This window comes from Pontibacter akesuensis (genome assembly GCF_001611675.1).
GTDB lineage: Bacteria > Bacteroidota > Bacteroidia > Cytophagales > Hymenobacteraceae > Pontibacter > Pontibacter akesuensis.
The window spans coordinates 1,308,595-1,322,485 of record NZ_CP014766.1 but is presented as its reverse complement, the minus strand read 5'-3'; the positions used below and the strand labels follow the sequence as shown (position 1 = coordinate 1,322,485).

Here is a 13,891-nt window from a genome sequence, read left to right as displayed (position 1 = left end):
TGTATCAAACTATAGAAGTACATCATACTATGTTCCGAACTCATACTTGTGGCGAGCTTCGCCTGGCCAATGTTGGCGAAGAGGTAATTTTAACCGGTTGGGTGCAGCGCCTCCGCGACAAGGGCGGCATGCTGTGGATTGATTTGCGCGACCGGTACGGCATCACACAGCTGTCTCTTGACGAAGGCATCACCGCCACTGAACTGATGCAGCAGGCCCGCAGCCTGGGCCGTGAGTTCGTGATTCAAGCCACTGGTAAAGTCATTGAGCGTCATTCTAAAAACGATAAAATACCTACCGGCGACATCGAGCTGCAGGTAACTAAGATAGAGGTACTGAACCCGGCTAAACTGCCGCCTTTCCTGATTGAGGATGAGACAGACGGCGGAGACGACCTGCGCATGCGCTACCGTTACCTGGACCTGCGCCGCACGCCTGTTCGTCGCAACTTGGAGTTGCGCCACCGCATGATGCGCGAAACCCGAAACTACCTGGATGGCCTGAACTTCATCGAAGTAGAAACGCCTTACCTGATCAAATCTACGCCGGAAGGTGCCCGCGATTTTGTGGTTCCGAGCCGTATGAACGCAGGTGAGTTTTATGCCCTGCCACAGTCGCCGCAGACCTTTAAACAGCTGCTGATGGTGTCGGGCTTCGATAAATATTTCCAGATCGTGAAGTGCTTCCGTGACGAGGATTTGCGTGCTGACCGCCAACCGGAGTTCACGCAAATTGACTGCGAAATGTCGTTTGTGCAGCAGGAGGATATCCTGAACACCTTCGAAGGGTTTATCAAGCACCTGTTTGCGCAGGTGAAGGACGTGAACATTGAGAAGCTGCCGCGTATGACCTACGCAGATGCCATGCGCCTTTACGGTTCTGATAAGCCGGATACGCGCTTCGGAATGCAGTTTGTGGAGCTGAACCCATTGGTAAAAAACAAAGGCTTTAAAGTATTTGACGACGCCGAACTGGTAGTTGGTATCTGTGCTGAAGGTGCCGCCTCCTACACCCGCAAGCAACTCGACGAACTAATAGATTTTGTGAAGCGTCCGCAGATTGGCGCCACTGGTCTGGTTTACGCCCGCGTAAACGAAGACGGCAGCGTGAAATCATCTGTTGATAAATTCTACTCTCCTGAAGACCTGCAGGAGTGGGCAAACGCTTTGAATGCAAAGCCAGGCGATCTTATACTTATACTTGCCGGTGGAGCAGATAAAACACGCAAAGCGTTAAATGAACTGCGCCTGGAAATGGGCACACGCCTAGGCCTACGCGATAAAAATGTATTCTCTCCGCTATGGGTGGTTGATTTCCCACTGCTGGAGTGGGACGAGGAGGCGCAGCGTTACCACGCGATGCACCACCCGTTCACGTCGCCAAAGCCGGAGGACCTGCACCTGATCGAGAGCAACCCGGGTGCTATTCGTGCCAATGCCTACGACATGGTAATTAATGGCGTGGAAGTAGGCGGCGGTTCTATCCGTATCTACGACCGCACCCTGCAGTCGCAAATGTTCAGCTTACTGGGCTTCACCAAAGAAGAGGCAGAGGCTCAGTTTGGCTTCCTGATGAACGCGTTTGAGTACGGGGCGCCGCCGCACGGTGGCATCGCCTTTGGCTTCGACCGCCTGTGCTCCCTGTTCGGTGGCTCCGACTCTATCCGTGACTACATCGCCTTCCCGAAGAATAACTCCGGCCGTGATGTGATGATTGATGCACCAGCCCCAATCTCTGAAGCGCAGCTCGATGAGTTACACATAAACATGAAAAACCTTCCGAAAGGGTAACAGTCGTTTTTCCACAAGCTATAGAAGGCCTGCCGCTGATTTCAGCGGCAGGCCTTTGTTTTTCATCCACATTTCATACATGCTGTTGTTTAAAATGTGGATAACTGTGTGGATTGAAGTATAAAAGTGCCCTTTATCCACCATTTTAGGCTGCTTTGCTTATAGTAGTGTGGATATGTGGATAAGTGGTGTTGATTGGGGGTTGTGTAGCGGGAATGACTGGTGCTACAGTTTTTATACTTGGATGGGTAAATGCATGGCAATACCGTTTGATATTAGTTTGTAGGGACAGGTCGCGACCTTTCCAATCGTGCACCTGTTATCCGAATCAGGATTTCTAGGATTTGCGGGATGGGAGGAAATCGGAACAGCTGATCCTACAGACGCTCGCGGGTCTAAAGACACCGCGAGGTCTTTTGAGCAGGCGCAGTGTAGGTAAGACCTCGCAGCGTGCGCAGCTCCTGCGTGCGTCTGGTGGAGTAGCTTTGTAGCCGGACACTCGCGTAACCTTTGGATATCGCAAAGTCTTTGCTGATCCACGAGATTGATCTATAAAACAACAGCGGCTGCCTTTTGCAAGGCAGCCGCTGTTCCTGTGAAGTGTAGTTATGCTAGAGTAAGTCGCTTACCAGGGCAGGCGCTATGCCCAGTAGAATAGTCAGGATGGTGATGAAGATAAGAGTGAAGGAGGTAAAGCTACCTACCTGTATTACTTCACGGTTTTCAGCAGGGTGCATGTACATCGCAATCACTACCCGGAAGTAGTAGTAGATACCAACAGCAGCCAGAATCACAGCCAAAACAACCAGCCACAGCAAGTCAGGGTTCTGCAGCACTGAAGTAAACACGAAGAACTTACCGAAGAATCCTGCCGTGAGCGGAATACCAGCCAACGAAAGCATGGACACAGTCATGGCGAAGGCAAGCAGCGGGTTTGTTTTGCCCAAGCCGTTGAATGCCTCGTATGCTGCACTGCCGCGCTGATCCTGTACCATTTTCAGTACGCCGAAGGCAGCGATAGTTGCCGACGCATAGGCTACAGAGTAGAACAGGATAGAGGAATCAGACAGTTGGTTGAAAGCAATCAGCGCCATCAGCATATAACCGGCGTGCGAGATACTGGAGTAAGCCAGCATGCGCTTCATACTTGTCTGTACTACGGCGCCCACGTTACCAACAATCAGCGTCAGCACCGTAATGGCGATTAGCGTTGGGAACCAGGTGATGTAAGCAGCGGCGAAAGCGGCCACCATCAGCTTGTAAAAGGCAGCCACACCAGCCGTTTTCACTACTGTCGACATGAAGGCTGTGAAGAAGGTTGGGGTACCGTCGTACACGTCAGGAGCCCAGAAGTGAAAAGGGGCGGCAGAGATTTTGAACGAGATACCGATGATCAGCAGCAGCATGCCAAGTATAAACATAGTGCTCATTAAGCCATCAGCGGCCACTTCCACAGCGCCAATTTCGGCAACGTTAAAAGTACCCGTTGCACCGTAAATCATCACAATACCGAACAGCATGATGCCGGTAAAGAAGGAGCCCATGAGGAAGTACTTCAGCGCGGCTTCGTTCGAGCGCAGGCTCGACTTGTCGCTGCCGGCCAGTACGTACATCGCAATGGATAGAATCTCAACACCAATAAAAAGCATGAGCAGGTTCTCGTAACCCACCATCATGATAGAGCCCACCAGCGCGAAAAGCAGCAGGGTATAATACTCTGCCAGGTTCGCATCTTCCTTGTCTACGTAGCGCTGGGAGAAAGGCAAAAGCAGGAGCGTGGAAAGCACCATCACGCCTGTAAACGCCACCGCGTAATTATCGATGGTGAGCATGTTGTTGAAGTAGCTCTGCGTATCGTTCCAGCTCAGCAGGTTTACGCCAAACACCACCACTAAAAACAGTAGCGACAGGGGCAGTAAGACCTTCTTTGATTTCATAAATCCTACAAAGAGGTTTATGATGCCGAAAACAGATAGAAGTATGATCGAAGTCATGTCGTCGTATTTCTGTAAAAACGTTTCTCTTTAGCTGCCTAGCGGTTAATGATGGTCAGCAGGTTATTTACCGCGGGCTCTGAAATGCTCAGGAAAGTATTCGGGAATAAACCGATCCAGAACACCATCACCACCAGCGGAATCAGTACGGCCTTCTCGTTCAGCGTCAGGTCTGTAAAGTGCTGCGTCAGCTCCGATTTGGTGCCGAACATCACACCCTGAAACATGCGCAGCATGTACACCGCACCAAGTATAATCGTTAAGCCAGCCACAGCGCCAAACCATGGGTTGTACTGAAACACACCGGAAAGCAGTAGGAACTCACCAACAAAGCCGTTTGTAAGCGGCAGTGCCACCGAGCCCAGCAGCAGGATCATGAAGAAGATGGAAAGCATTTTCGCGTTTTGCGTGATACCTCCCAGACCAATGATCTCGCGTGTCTGTGTGCGGCTGAAAATAATGTCGATGATAAAGAACAGGCCTACCACATTAATACCGTGGCTTAGCATTTGAATAACGCCACCTTGCAGGCCCTGCTCGTTCAGCGTGAAGATACCCGCCGCAATCAGTCCCACGTGGGCGATAGAGGAGTAGGCGATCAGGCGCTTCAGATCGCTTTGGCGGATGGCGATGATGGAGGCGTATACTATACCGATGATAGAAAGTACAAGTACCAGCTCATCCCACTGGCTTACTCCTAATGGCACCACCGGAAGCAACCACCGCAGCACACCGTAAATTCCCATCTTCAGCATGATGCCTGAAAGCAGCATCGTAGCCTGAGGGGGCGACTCGGTATAGGTGTCGGGCTGCCAGGTGTGGAACGGGAACACCGGCATTTTAATGGCGAAGGCGATAAACAGGAACCAGAAGATCCAGCTTTGTGACTCGCTGGAAAGCGCCAACTGGTAGAACGCGTTTACATCGGATGAGTGTGTGCCCGGCGTCTGCAAGTATAAATACACAAACGCAGCCAGCATGAACAGCGATCCGAAGATGGTGTACACAAAGAACTTGAACGTAATACGAATTCTGTTCGCCCCGCCCCAAACAGCAGCGATAAAGTAGATCGGAATCAAGGCTACTTCCCAGAAGAAGTAGAATACGAATGCATCAAGCGCCACAAATACACCGATCAAGCCAGTTTGCATAAACAGGATAAGGGCGTAGAAAGCGTTCGGGTTCTTGTAATCGTGCTTGAAAGCGGAAAGAATGATGAGCGGCACCAGGAAGGTAGTCAGCAACACCATCAGCAGGCTGATACCATCCATGCCGATGCTGAAGTTAATGCCGGCGCTTGCTACCCATGGCGTGCTAAGGGCAAGCTGTGTGGTGCCAAGTTCCGTGTTGAAGCTAGTCAGGGCCACCAATGCAAGTGCAAACTCAACGAGCGCTGCTACAAAAGCCACTTTCTTAGCACCCTGTCCTTTTATGAGCAACACGATAAGTGCGGCTAAGGCAGGCCAGAAAAGTAATAGAGCTGTAATGATCATCTGCTAGGAACCTTATCCGATAAAGAAGTTTAAAAATAGAATCAGCACGATGCTGCACACCATCACGAGCAGGTAAAAACCAATAGCACCGCTCTGCGCAAACCGAAGCGTACGGCCGCTTAGCATGGTCAGCCTGCCAAAGCTGTTCACAATGCCATCCACTACCACCACATCCAGCACGCGGTGGAAAACACCCGACAGCCACATGATCGGGCGAACAATGATGGCATTGTATAACTCGTCAATGTAGTATTTGTGGTACACCAGGTTATGCAGCGGGGCAAGCTTGGTCCCCTCTGTGGCAGGAACTGTTTTCTTGCTCACGTACATGACATAGGCAATGATGGCAGCGATTACGGCCACACCCACGGATAAGCCCATCAGCATCCATTCGGTGGCGTGGTCCAGGTGAAGCGGTTCTACAGCGGCGGCGTTTGCTACGCGGGCGTAAGTATAAATAGGAGCCAGGTAGTTCTGCAGTACATGGCTGTTCTCACCGAACACGGCCGGAATCCCCAAGAAACCACCCACGGTTGAAAGTATCGCCAGCACGATAAGCGGCAGCGTCATAGAGATCGGTGACTCGTGCAGGTGGCTCTTCTGCTCTACTGTGCCCCGGAACGTACCGAAGAAGGTCAGGAACACCAGGCGGAACATGTAGAACGAGGTCATGAAAGAGGCCAGCATGCCCAGTGCCCACAGCACTTTGTTGTATTCCCACACATGCGCCAGCAGCTCATCTTTAGAGAAGAAGCCCGCGAAAGGAGGAATACCGGCAATGGCCAGCGTACCGATCAGGAAAGTAACAAATGTGATAGGCAAGTACTTGCGGAGGCCACCCATGCTGCGAATGTCCTGCTCGTTGCTCATGGCGTGAATCACAGAACCGGCACCCAGGAACAGCAGCGCCTTGAAGAATGCGTGCGTGAGTACGTGGAACAGCGAAGAGGAGAAGGCCATCACACCCAGCGCCAGGAACATGTAACCCAGCTGCGATACGGTGGAGTAAGCCAGCACTTTCTTGATATCATTTTGCGCCAGACCGATGGTAGCCGCCAGCACTGCCGTGGCTACACCAACAATGGCAATGATTTCCATGGTGGTAGGAGCCAGTGCGTATAATACGTTTGAGCGAACCACCATATAAATACCGGCCGTTACCATGGTTGCCGCGTGTATCAGGGCCGAAACAGGCGTAGGACCCGCCATCGCATCTGGCAGCCAGGTAAACAGCGGCAGCTGCGCGCTTTTACCCATCGCACCTACAAAAAGGAGCAGCGTAATGGCAATCATCACGGTAGAATCGATACCACCTGTGTAGCCTGCAGCCTCCGCAAAAACCTGAGGGTAAGACACAGAACCAAAGGTCATGAAGATCAGGAAAATGCCCAGCAGGAAACCTAGGTCACCGATGCGGTTCATCACGAAGGCTTTCTTGGCGGCGTTGTTGTAGTTGGTGTTCTTGTTCCAGAAGCCAATCAGCAGGTAAGAGCAAAGGCCCACGCCTTCCCAGCCCACGAACATCATCACGTAGTTAGAGCCCATCACCAGCAGCAGCATGGAGAACATGAACAGGTTGATGAAGGAAAAGAACTTCCCGAAGTTCTCGTCGTGGCTCATGTAGCCGGCCGAGTACAGGTGGATGAAGAAGCCGATTCCCGTTACCATCAGCATCATGAAAAGCGTGAGCTGGTCAATCAGGAACGAGAAACCGATTTGCATGCTGCCTACCGATATCCAGTCATAGAAATCAACAGTATAGGCGCGGCTTCCGTTTGCGGTAAAGTCGAGGAAAATATATGCGGTGATCAGGAAAGAGGCCAGCACAGTGCTGCAGCCAATAAAGCTTACCAGGCCCTTTGGGATCGTGCGGTTGCCCAGTCCGTTGATGATAAAGCCGGCAAGCGGCAGCAACGGAACAAGCAAACAGAGCAGTGCCATTCCCTGGTTGTTAAGCGGCATTACAATCTCTTGCATCAGTATAAGTTTTTTAGGCTAGTCGATTTTGGGAGGGCTGCTACCACTTCAGGTAGTTCAGCAGTTGTACATCAGTAGAGCGGATGTTGCGGTAGGTCATCACAATAATGGCCAGTCCCACGCATACTTCGGCGGCCGCTACGGCCATGATGAAGAACACGAAAACCTGTGCATTGGCATCCGCGCGGTAAGCGGAAAGGGCAGTGAGCAGCAGGTTCACAGCATTCAGCATCAGCTCGATGCACATGAAAATAACGATGGCATTGCGGCGCGTGAGCACTCCAATAACACCGATTACAAATAAGGCCGCACTAAAAAAGAGGTAGTATTCTAAAGGAACGGTTCTGATGACCTCAGGTATATTGTTCATTTTGTTGGGCTGAACGAATTACGCTTTTACTTTAAGTCCAAAAATCAAGACGCAAAGTTATCCCCATTTTCTTAAAAACCATAACATATTTCCTATTCTTATTCAGGGGCAACTGGTACCCAACTTATGCTTTTTTGTGCTTAAAATGGCTTTTTTTGCGGCCTTGGCACTCTAAGCTTCCTGCTGCCACCAACTTGCCCGTTTATACTTTTGAGCCAGCCTTGCGTAGCTAGGATGGAACGCTACATAAACCATGAAATATCCTTACCTGCTATGCTTTGCCTGCCTGTTGTTTCTGTTGCCCTCCTGCAAAACAGACGTACCTGAAACTTCGGATACCGCAGCCCCAGCCCTGGAACGCATGAAAACACTGAACCTAACCGCCACCACACAGCGCAAGTACTTTTACCAGAACATCCCATCCGCCTCGGGGGTGGAACGGGTGCAGGACAGTTATTATATAATGGGAGATGATTCGCCCTTTCTGTACAAGTTGAATGAGCAGTTTCAGTTGCTGGAGCAGCACGCGCTGTTCGATACAGCAGAATTTTCCTCCGGCCGCATTCCCAAAGCCTCCAAACCCGACCTGGAAAGTATGGCGCATTTTACCTATGGCCGTGACGAAATGCTGCTTTTGCTGGGCTCCGGCGCCAGCGAAGCGCGGAACAGGGGCTTTCTGGTGAACCTGTCCGAAGGGAACGCGGTGCGGGAACTGGACATGAGCCGGTTTTATACTTTTCTGAAGCATGTGCTGAAACTGGAGACGGAAGGAGAACTGAATCTGGAAGGGCTGGCACTCGACAAAACCTATGTGTACCTGCTGCAGCGCCCTGCCGGGGGAGGCGCGAATGTGCTGATTCGCCTGGATGCGGATGCTTTCAAGCGTTTTGTGATGGAAGGTGCCGAGATTCCTGCCGCTGCGGTATACCACTTTACCTTGCCTGCTATGGGGCAGAACAAAGCCAGCTTTTCTGGCGCTTATGCGTCAGGGGACCGCCTTTTTTTCACCGCCTCCGTCGAGGATACACCAAACGCCATCGAAGACGGCGAAGTACTGGGCAGCTACATTGGGGTAATCGACCTGAACGCGCTGCCGTATGCCACGGATTCAAACAACCCGTTAAATGTACCAACGGTTCTGATTCAGAACTCGGATGGTTCTCCTTACCTGGGTAAGGCTGAGTCGCTGGTGGTGCTGGCAGGAGAGGAGCAGGGGCAGTATGAGGTGGTAGTGGTGTCGGATGATGACTTGGGACACTCCGAGTTGCTGGAGGTGCAACTGCAGGTGCAGTAACCTTATAAAACAAAAGAGCCTGCTTTCATGAAAGCAGGCTCTTTTGTTTTAAGTATAACGATGAACGCTAGAAGTGCGCTTCGCCTTTTTCTTTCTTACCCAGCATCACGGCGCCCACCATGGCCACCAGGAACAGCACCGAAGCGAGCTCAAATGGCAGCAGGTACTGCGTGTACAGCACAAAGCCAAGGTTCTCCACCATGCCCACCTGCGAGTCATACACAGCCGCATCATAGCCCATAACACTAGTGTCTTTCAGGGCAGCGATAAGTATAACGAACAGCAAACCACCGGCAATGGTACCAGCAAACTTGCTTAGGGTGGAGGTCTTAACACTTTTCTCAGAGTCCTTACTCATGTTCAGGAACATGATCACGAACAGGAAAAGCACCATGATTGCCCCGGCGTACACAATAATGTTTACCGCAGCCAGGAACTGCGCGTTGAGCAGGATATAATGGCCGGAGATGGTAAAGAACGTAATGATCAAAAACAGGACGCTGTGCACCGGGTTTTTGGAGATCACCACCATCAGGGCGCAAAGCAGTGTCAGCGAAGCAAGAAAGAAGAAAAGACTCTCGGTCATCGGGTTATTTTGTTTCAGTGGTTTTAAGAGGCTCAACTAAGCGGTCTTTGCCGTAGATAAACTCGTCGCGCTCGTAACGGGCCGGGGCAATTTTATCGTCCTGCAGGAAGATGGCCGCTTTCGGGCACGCTTCTTCACAAAGGCCGCAGAAAATGCAACGCAGCATGTTCACCTCGTATGTTACCGCATACTTCTCCTCCCGGTACAGTCCTTCCTCGCCGGCTTTTCGCTCGCCAGCCGTCATGGTGATGGCTTCGGCAGGGCAGGCCACGGCGCACAGACCACAGGCCGTGCAGCGCTCTGCGCCGTTCTCGTCGCGCTTCAGCACGTGCAGGCCGCGCCAGTGCTCGCTGCGCTCGCGGGTTTGCTCCGGGTACTGTACGGTCGCTTTCTTTTTGAAGAAGTGTTTTAAGGTAATGCCGAGTCCCTGGGCGATAGCAGGCAAATACGCGCGCTCCGCGAATGTCATCGGCAGTTTCTCTATATTCTTTCTTCTATTGGATAGTGGTTCCATTTATATGTCGATTATGCGTGTTGCAAAGCTATTTCCCCTATAACAGGTAACTTGCCAGCAACATTCAAATTTCGGTACTATAGTTTAGAATAAATAGTCTTTCAGCAGAATTCCGCCACCTGTCAGCAGGATGTTTAGAATCGCCAGCGGGATCAGAATCTGCCAGCCCAGCTTCATTAGTTGGTCATAGCGGAAGCGCGGAAGCGTCCAGCGTACCCACATGAAGAAGAAGATGAACAGGAAGATTTTCGTGAACATAGCGCCCACGCCAAGCATCGTTACGATGTTGTTTGCTGTCACCACACTGTCAGTAGCTTCTACCAACCAGGCTTCCAACTCAAACATGAACGGGAAGTTGTAGGCGCCAAAGTATAAGGTAGCCATCACAGCAGATGCCACAAAGATGTTGATATACTCTGCAAACAGGTACATCCCCAGTTTCATGGAGCCATACTCTGTGTGGTAACCACCGATCAATTCGGCCTCACTCTCAGGTAAGTCAAAAGGCGTACGGTTACACTCTGCAAAGGCACACACCAAAAAGATGATGAATCCCAGCGGTTGGTACCAGATGTTCCAGTTAAAACCTGCCTGCTGCGCCGCGATCTCGCGCAGTGAAAGGGAGCCCGTCATCATCAGGATAGCTATCAGCGAAAGGCCCATAGCCAGTTCGTAGCTGATGTTCTGCGATGCGGCACGAATAGCACCCAGCAGCGAGAACTTGTTGTTAGACGCCCATCCACCGATCATCAGACCATACACGCCCAGCGATACCACACCGAACACATACAGCACACCTATATTTACCTCAATCGCCTGTAGCCAGAGCTCACGGCCGTCAATCAACAGCACATCGCCAAATGGAATCACAGCGCTGGACATGGTAGCCACCAGCATCGCAATGCCTGGGCCGAGTATAAATAGCGCCTTGCTTGACTTTGCAGGTATAAAGTCTTCTTTGAAGAATAGTTTACCGGCGTCGGCCAGCGGCTGCAGCAAACCGGCAGGACCAGCGCGGTTAGGCCCAACGCGGTCCTGAATGAAAGCGGCTATTTTACGCTCAAAGTAGGTGGAATAGGTCGCTATCAACAACGTTACTCCAAAAATCGCCAGGATGTAAATTCCCTTGTATACTAGGTCTACAGACTCCATATGTTATTCCTGCGGCAGGTTTTTCTTGGTAGATGATGGTAAGTTCGGTACGATCGGCACGTTAATCACCGGCAGTTCGTAATGGTTGGCCGAAATTACAGAATTACTTTCGATGTGGCGCGGGCCTTCAATCGTCCAGTCTTTCATCTCTTTCTTGTCGAAGCGGCAGGTATTGCAGATAAACTCTTCCACCTCGTTGTACTGGTCTTTGCGAGCCGTTACGCGGAGCACCTCCTCGCCACGCGCCCAAAGCGTTACCTTACCTGAGCAGGTAGGGCAGTCGCGGTGCGCATCAAGCGGTTTGGTAAACCACACGCGGTTCTTAAAGCGCCAGGTTTTGTCTGTCAACGCGCCCACCGGGCATACATCAATCACGTTGCCCGAGAACTCATTGCCCACCACGTTCTCAATATAGGTACCGATCTCCGCAGCATCGCCACGACCCAGCACACCGTGCACGCGCTCAGGCGTGATCTGATCTGCCGTGTACACGCAACGGTAGCACAGGATGCAGCGCGTCATGTGCAGTTGTATGTATGGTCCAATGTCTACTTTGTTAAAGGTACGGCGCTGTTCTTCGTAACGGACGGCACTCACGCCATGCTCGTATGACAGGTCCTGCAGGCTGCACTCACCGGCCTGGTCGCAAATAGGGCAATCCAGTGGGTGGTTGATCAGCAGCATTTCCACAATGCCTTTGCGGGCATTCAGCACTTCTTCGTTAGTGGTGTTTTCCACGACCATGCCGTCCTGCACCTGCGTGATGCACGAGGCAACCAGCTTTGGCATCGGGCGTGTGTCTTTGGCGGAGCCTTGCGTTACTTTTACCAGGCACACACGGCACTTGCCGCCGCTGCCTTTCAATGGAGTATAATAACACATGGCAGGAGGGACGATGTCGCCTCCGATTTTTCTTGCAGCCTGGAGAATGGTAGTTCCGTCTTCTACCTCTATCTCTATGCCGTCAATTGTTACTTTAGCCATTTTAGATATCGTTGTTCGTTATTTGTTGTTCGTTTTTCGATGAAAGCAGAACAGCAAACGATTTAAGCTATACTTATATATTGATTAACCTTCTTCATTTGTCATACTGAAAGGACCTTGTTTGCTAGTCGCAACTGCCGTCGCGCTCCGCCACTAAGATCTTTCAAAGATGACATAAAGAAGATGGCATAAATGAAGACGATAGATCAAAGCTGCCTTTGAAGGCCTAAAGTCTTGTGTCTTACGTCTTGATTCTTAAGTCTAAAACTACGCTGTTACCGCGTCTAGCTGGCCTCTGTACACCGCTCCCGGGGCTGTTGCCTCTCGCGGGTGTTTGATGTGCCATTCAAACTCGTCGCGGAAGTGGCGGATAGCGGCGGCTACCGGCCATGCGGCTGCATCGCCCAGTGGGCAAATGGTGTTACCCTCAATCTGCTTGGCAACGCTTACCAGTAGGTCGATGTCCTGCGGATGGCCGTGGCCGTACTCAATGCGGTGCAGCACTTTCTCCATCCAGCCCGTACCCTCGCGGCATGGGCTACACTGGCCGCATGACTCGTGGTGATAGAAGCGGGAGTAGTTCCACGTGTTGCGCACGATGCACTGGTCTTCGTCAAACACGATAAAGGCACCGGAACCTAGCATAGAGCCACTCACAAAACCACCGTCTGATAAAGACTCGTAGCTCATGAGGCGCTGCTCACCGGCTGCTGTTTTCAGGATTAACTCCGCAGGCAGAATCGGCACGGAAGATCCGCCCGGTACCACCGCTTTCAGTTGCTTGCCTTTCCAGATGCCGCCGCAATACTCATCAGAGTAAATAAACTCCTCTACCGGCACACCCAGGTCAATCTCGTACACACCCGGCTTGTTGATGTTGCCGCTGGCAGAGATCAGCTTCGTACCCGTGCTACGGCCGATACCTATTTTTGCATACTCGGCACCCGTGTTGTTCACGATCCAGGGAACAGAGGCGATTGTTTCCACGTTATTCACCACCGTTGGGCTTTGGAAAAGGCCTTTCACCGCCGGGAATGGCGGCTTGTTGCGCGGGTTGCCACGCTTGCCTTCCAAAGACTCCAGCAAGGCAGTTTCCTCACCGCAGATATAAGCACCACCACCCGGAGCTACGTGCAGGTCCAGGTCGTAACCTGAGCCGAATATGTTTTTGCCCAGCAAACCGGCAGCATACGCCTCAGCGATAGCTTTCTCCAGGATGCGCAGTACAAACATCAACTCGCCGCGGATGTAGATATAAGAAGTATTGGCTCCCAATGCGTAGCTGGAGGTGATCATACCTTCTACCAGTGCGTGCGGGTTTTTCTCCATGAACCAGCGGTCCTTGAAAGTGCCCGGCTCTGATTCGTCGGCGTTGCACACCAGGTAACGCGGCACACCTTCCGGCTTGGCCAGAAAGCTCCATTTCATACCCGTCGGGAAGCCGGCACCACCACGGCCACGCAGGCCGGAGGTCTTTACCTCTTCCACCACCTCTTCCGGAGACATCGTTTTCAGGGCCTTCTCTACAGATTTGTAGCCGCCGTGCTTACGATACACTTCCAGCGTTTCGATGCCGGGTACGTTGATATGTTCAGTTAATATTTTCAGTCCCATTGTAGCAGGATGTATAGCTGTTTAATTGACAAAGGATTTTGTGACAAAGGACAAAAGAGTGACTCTAAAAAAGTCTTTCGTCAAAAAAGTCTTTCGTCTACCGGTCTTTTGTCACAATGTCTA

General features: G+C 51.6%; 11 protein-coding genes. 2 read left to right on the top strand and 9 right to left on the bottom strand.

Going from position 1 to position 13,891, the window contains the following annotated elements; genetic code table 11:
* Nucleotides 1-29: 29 nt before the first annotated feature.
* Nucleotides 30-1,790, top strand: a complete 1,761-nt coding sequence (gene aspS / locus A0W33_RS05450; RefSeq protein ID WP_068837221.1) for an aspartate--tRNA ligase — start codon at nt 30-32, stop codon at nt 1,788-1,790.
* A gap of 611 nt (nt 1,791-2,401) precedes the next feature.
* On the opposite strand, the gene A0W33_RS05445 is transcribed toward aspS, so the two are convergent.
* From A0W33_RS05445 to nuoK, 4 genes are read right to left on the bottom strand one after another with little or no spacing between them, the layout of a single operon-like run.
* Nucleotides 2,402-3,784 carry an NADH-quinone oxidoreductase subunit N gene (locus tag A0W33_RS05445; protein ID WP_068837220.1) on the bottom strand — a complete coding sequence of 461 codons (1,383 nt, stop codon included), beginning with the start codon at nt 3,782-3,784 and terminating at the stop codon, nt 2,402-2,404.
* Between the two features lie 38 nt (nt 3,785-3,822).
* Nucleotides 3,823-5,274, bottom strand: coding sequence for a complex I subunit 4 family protein (locus tag A0W33_RS05440; protein WP_068839952.1), 1,452 nt, complete (start codon nt 5,272-5,274; stop codon nt 3,823-3,825).
* 15 nt (nt 5,275-5,289) lie between these two features.
* Nucleotides 5,290-7,254: an NADH-quinone oxidoreductase subunit L gene (nuoL, locus tag A0W33_RS05435; protein ID WP_082815139.1), complete on the bottom strand. Its 1,965-nt coding sequence runs from the start codon at nt 7,252-7,254 to the stop codon at nt 5,290-5,292.
* Nucleotides 7,255-7,294: 40 nt separating this feature from the next.
* Nucleotides 7,295-7,624 carry an NADH-quinone oxidoreductase subunit NuoK gene (nuoK, locus tag A0W33_RS05430; RefSeq protein WP_068837219.1) on the bottom strand — a complete coding sequence of 110 codons (330 nt, stop codon included), beginning with the start codon at nt 7,622-7,624 and terminating at the stop codon, nt 7,295-7,297.
* A gap of 253 nt (nt 7,625-7,877) precedes the next feature.
* On the opposite strand from nuoK, the gene A0W33_RS05425 reads away from it, so the two are divergent.
* Nucleotides 7,878-8,918 carry a DUF6929 family protein gene (locus tag A0W33_RS05425; RefSeq protein WP_082815138.1) on the top strand — a complete coding sequence of 347 codons (1,041 nt, stop codon included), beginning with the start codon at nt 7,878-7,880 and terminating at the stop codon, nt 8,916-8,918.
* A 67-nt stretch (nt 8,919-8,985) separates the two neighbouring features.
* Here A0W33_RS05425 and A0W33_RS05420 read toward each other — a convergent pair whose 3' ends face one another.
* The 5 genes from A0W33_RS05420 to nuoF form a co-directional block, all read right to left on the bottom strand.
* Nucleotides 8,986-9,504 carry an NADH-quinone oxidoreductase subunit J family protein gene (locus A0W33_RS05420; RefSeq protein WP_068837218.1) on the bottom strand — a complete coding sequence of 173 codons (519 nt, stop codon included), beginning with the start codon at nt 9,502-9,504 and terminating at the stop codon, nt 8,986-8,988.
* A 4-nt stretch (nt 9,505-9,508) separates the two neighbouring features.
* Complete coding sequence (locus tag A0W33_RS05415) at nt 9,509-10,018, bottom strand: NuoI/complex I 23 kDa subunit family protein (protein ID WP_068837217.1); 510 nt, start codon at nt 10,016-10,018, stop codon at nt 9,509-9,511.
* A gap of 84 nt (nt 10,019-10,102) precedes the next feature.
* Nucleotides 10,103-11,170 carry an NADH-quinone oxidoreductase subunit NuoH gene (gene nuoH / locus A0W33_RS05410; RefSeq protein ID WP_068837216.1) on the bottom strand — a complete coding sequence of 356 codons (1,068 nt, stop codon included), beginning with the start codon at nt 11,168-11,170 and terminating at the stop codon, nt 10,103-10,105.
* 3 nt (nt 11,171-11,173) lie between these two features.
* Nucleotides 11,174-12,154: a 2Fe-2S iron-sulfur cluster-binding protein gene (locus A0W33_RS05405; protein ID WP_068837215.1), complete on the bottom strand. Its 981-nt coding sequence runs from the start codon at nt 12,152-12,154 to the stop codon at nt 11,174-11,176.
* A 267-nt stretch (nt 12,155-12,421) separates the two neighbouring features.
* The gene (gene nuoF / locus A0W33_RS05400) at nt 12,422-13,768 is read right to left on the bottom strand and encodes an NADH-quinone oxidoreductase subunit NuoF (protein WP_068837214.1); all 1,347 of its coding nucleotides are present in this window, start codon (nt 13,766-13,768) and stop codon (nt 12,422-12,424) included.
* Nucleotides 13,769-13,891 lie beyond the last annotated feature (123 nt).

Excerpts from the sequence above, each read along its gene's own strand:
- A0W33_RS05445 (WP_068837220.1), bottom strand. The coding sequence starts at position 3,784 with ATGACTTCGATCATACTTCTATCTGTTTTCGGCATCATAAACCTCTTT.
- A0W33_RS05405 (WP_068837215.1), bottom strand. The coding sequence starts at position 12,154 with ATGGCTAAAGTAACAATTGACGGCATAGAGATAGAGGTAGAAGACGGA.
- nuoF (WP_068837214.1), bottom strand. The coding sequence starts at position 13,768 with ATGGGACTGAAAATATTAACTGAACATATCAACGTACCCGGCATCGAA.
- A0W33_RS05425 (WP_082815138.1), top strand. The coding sequence starts at position 7,878 with ATGAAATATCCTTACCTGCTATGCTTTGCCTGCCTGTTGTTTCTGTTG.
- nuoH (WP_068837216.1), bottom strand. The coding sequence starts at position 11,170 with ATGGAGTCTGTAGACCTAGTATACAAGGGAATTTACATCCTGGCGATT.
- aspS (WP_068837221.1), top strand. The coding sequence starts at position 30 with ATGTTCCGAACTCATACTTGTGGCGAGCTTCGCCTGGCCAATGTTGGC.
- nuoK (WP_068837219.1), bottom strand. The coding sequence starts at position 7,624 with ATGAACAATATACCTGAGGTCATCAGAACCGTTCCTTTAGAATACTAC.
- A0W33_RS05415 (WP_068837217.1), bottom strand. The coding sequence starts at position 10,018 with ATGGAACCACTATCCAATAGAAGAAAGAATATAGAGAAACTGCCGATG.
- A0W33_RS05420 (WP_068837218.1), bottom strand. The coding sequence starts at position 9,504 with ATGACCGAGAGTCTTTTCTTCTTTCTTGCTTCGCTGACACTGCTTTGC.
- nuoL (WP_082815139.1), bottom strand. The coding sequence starts at position 7,254 with ATGCAAGAGATTGTAATGCCGCTTAACAACCAGGGAATGGCACTGCTC.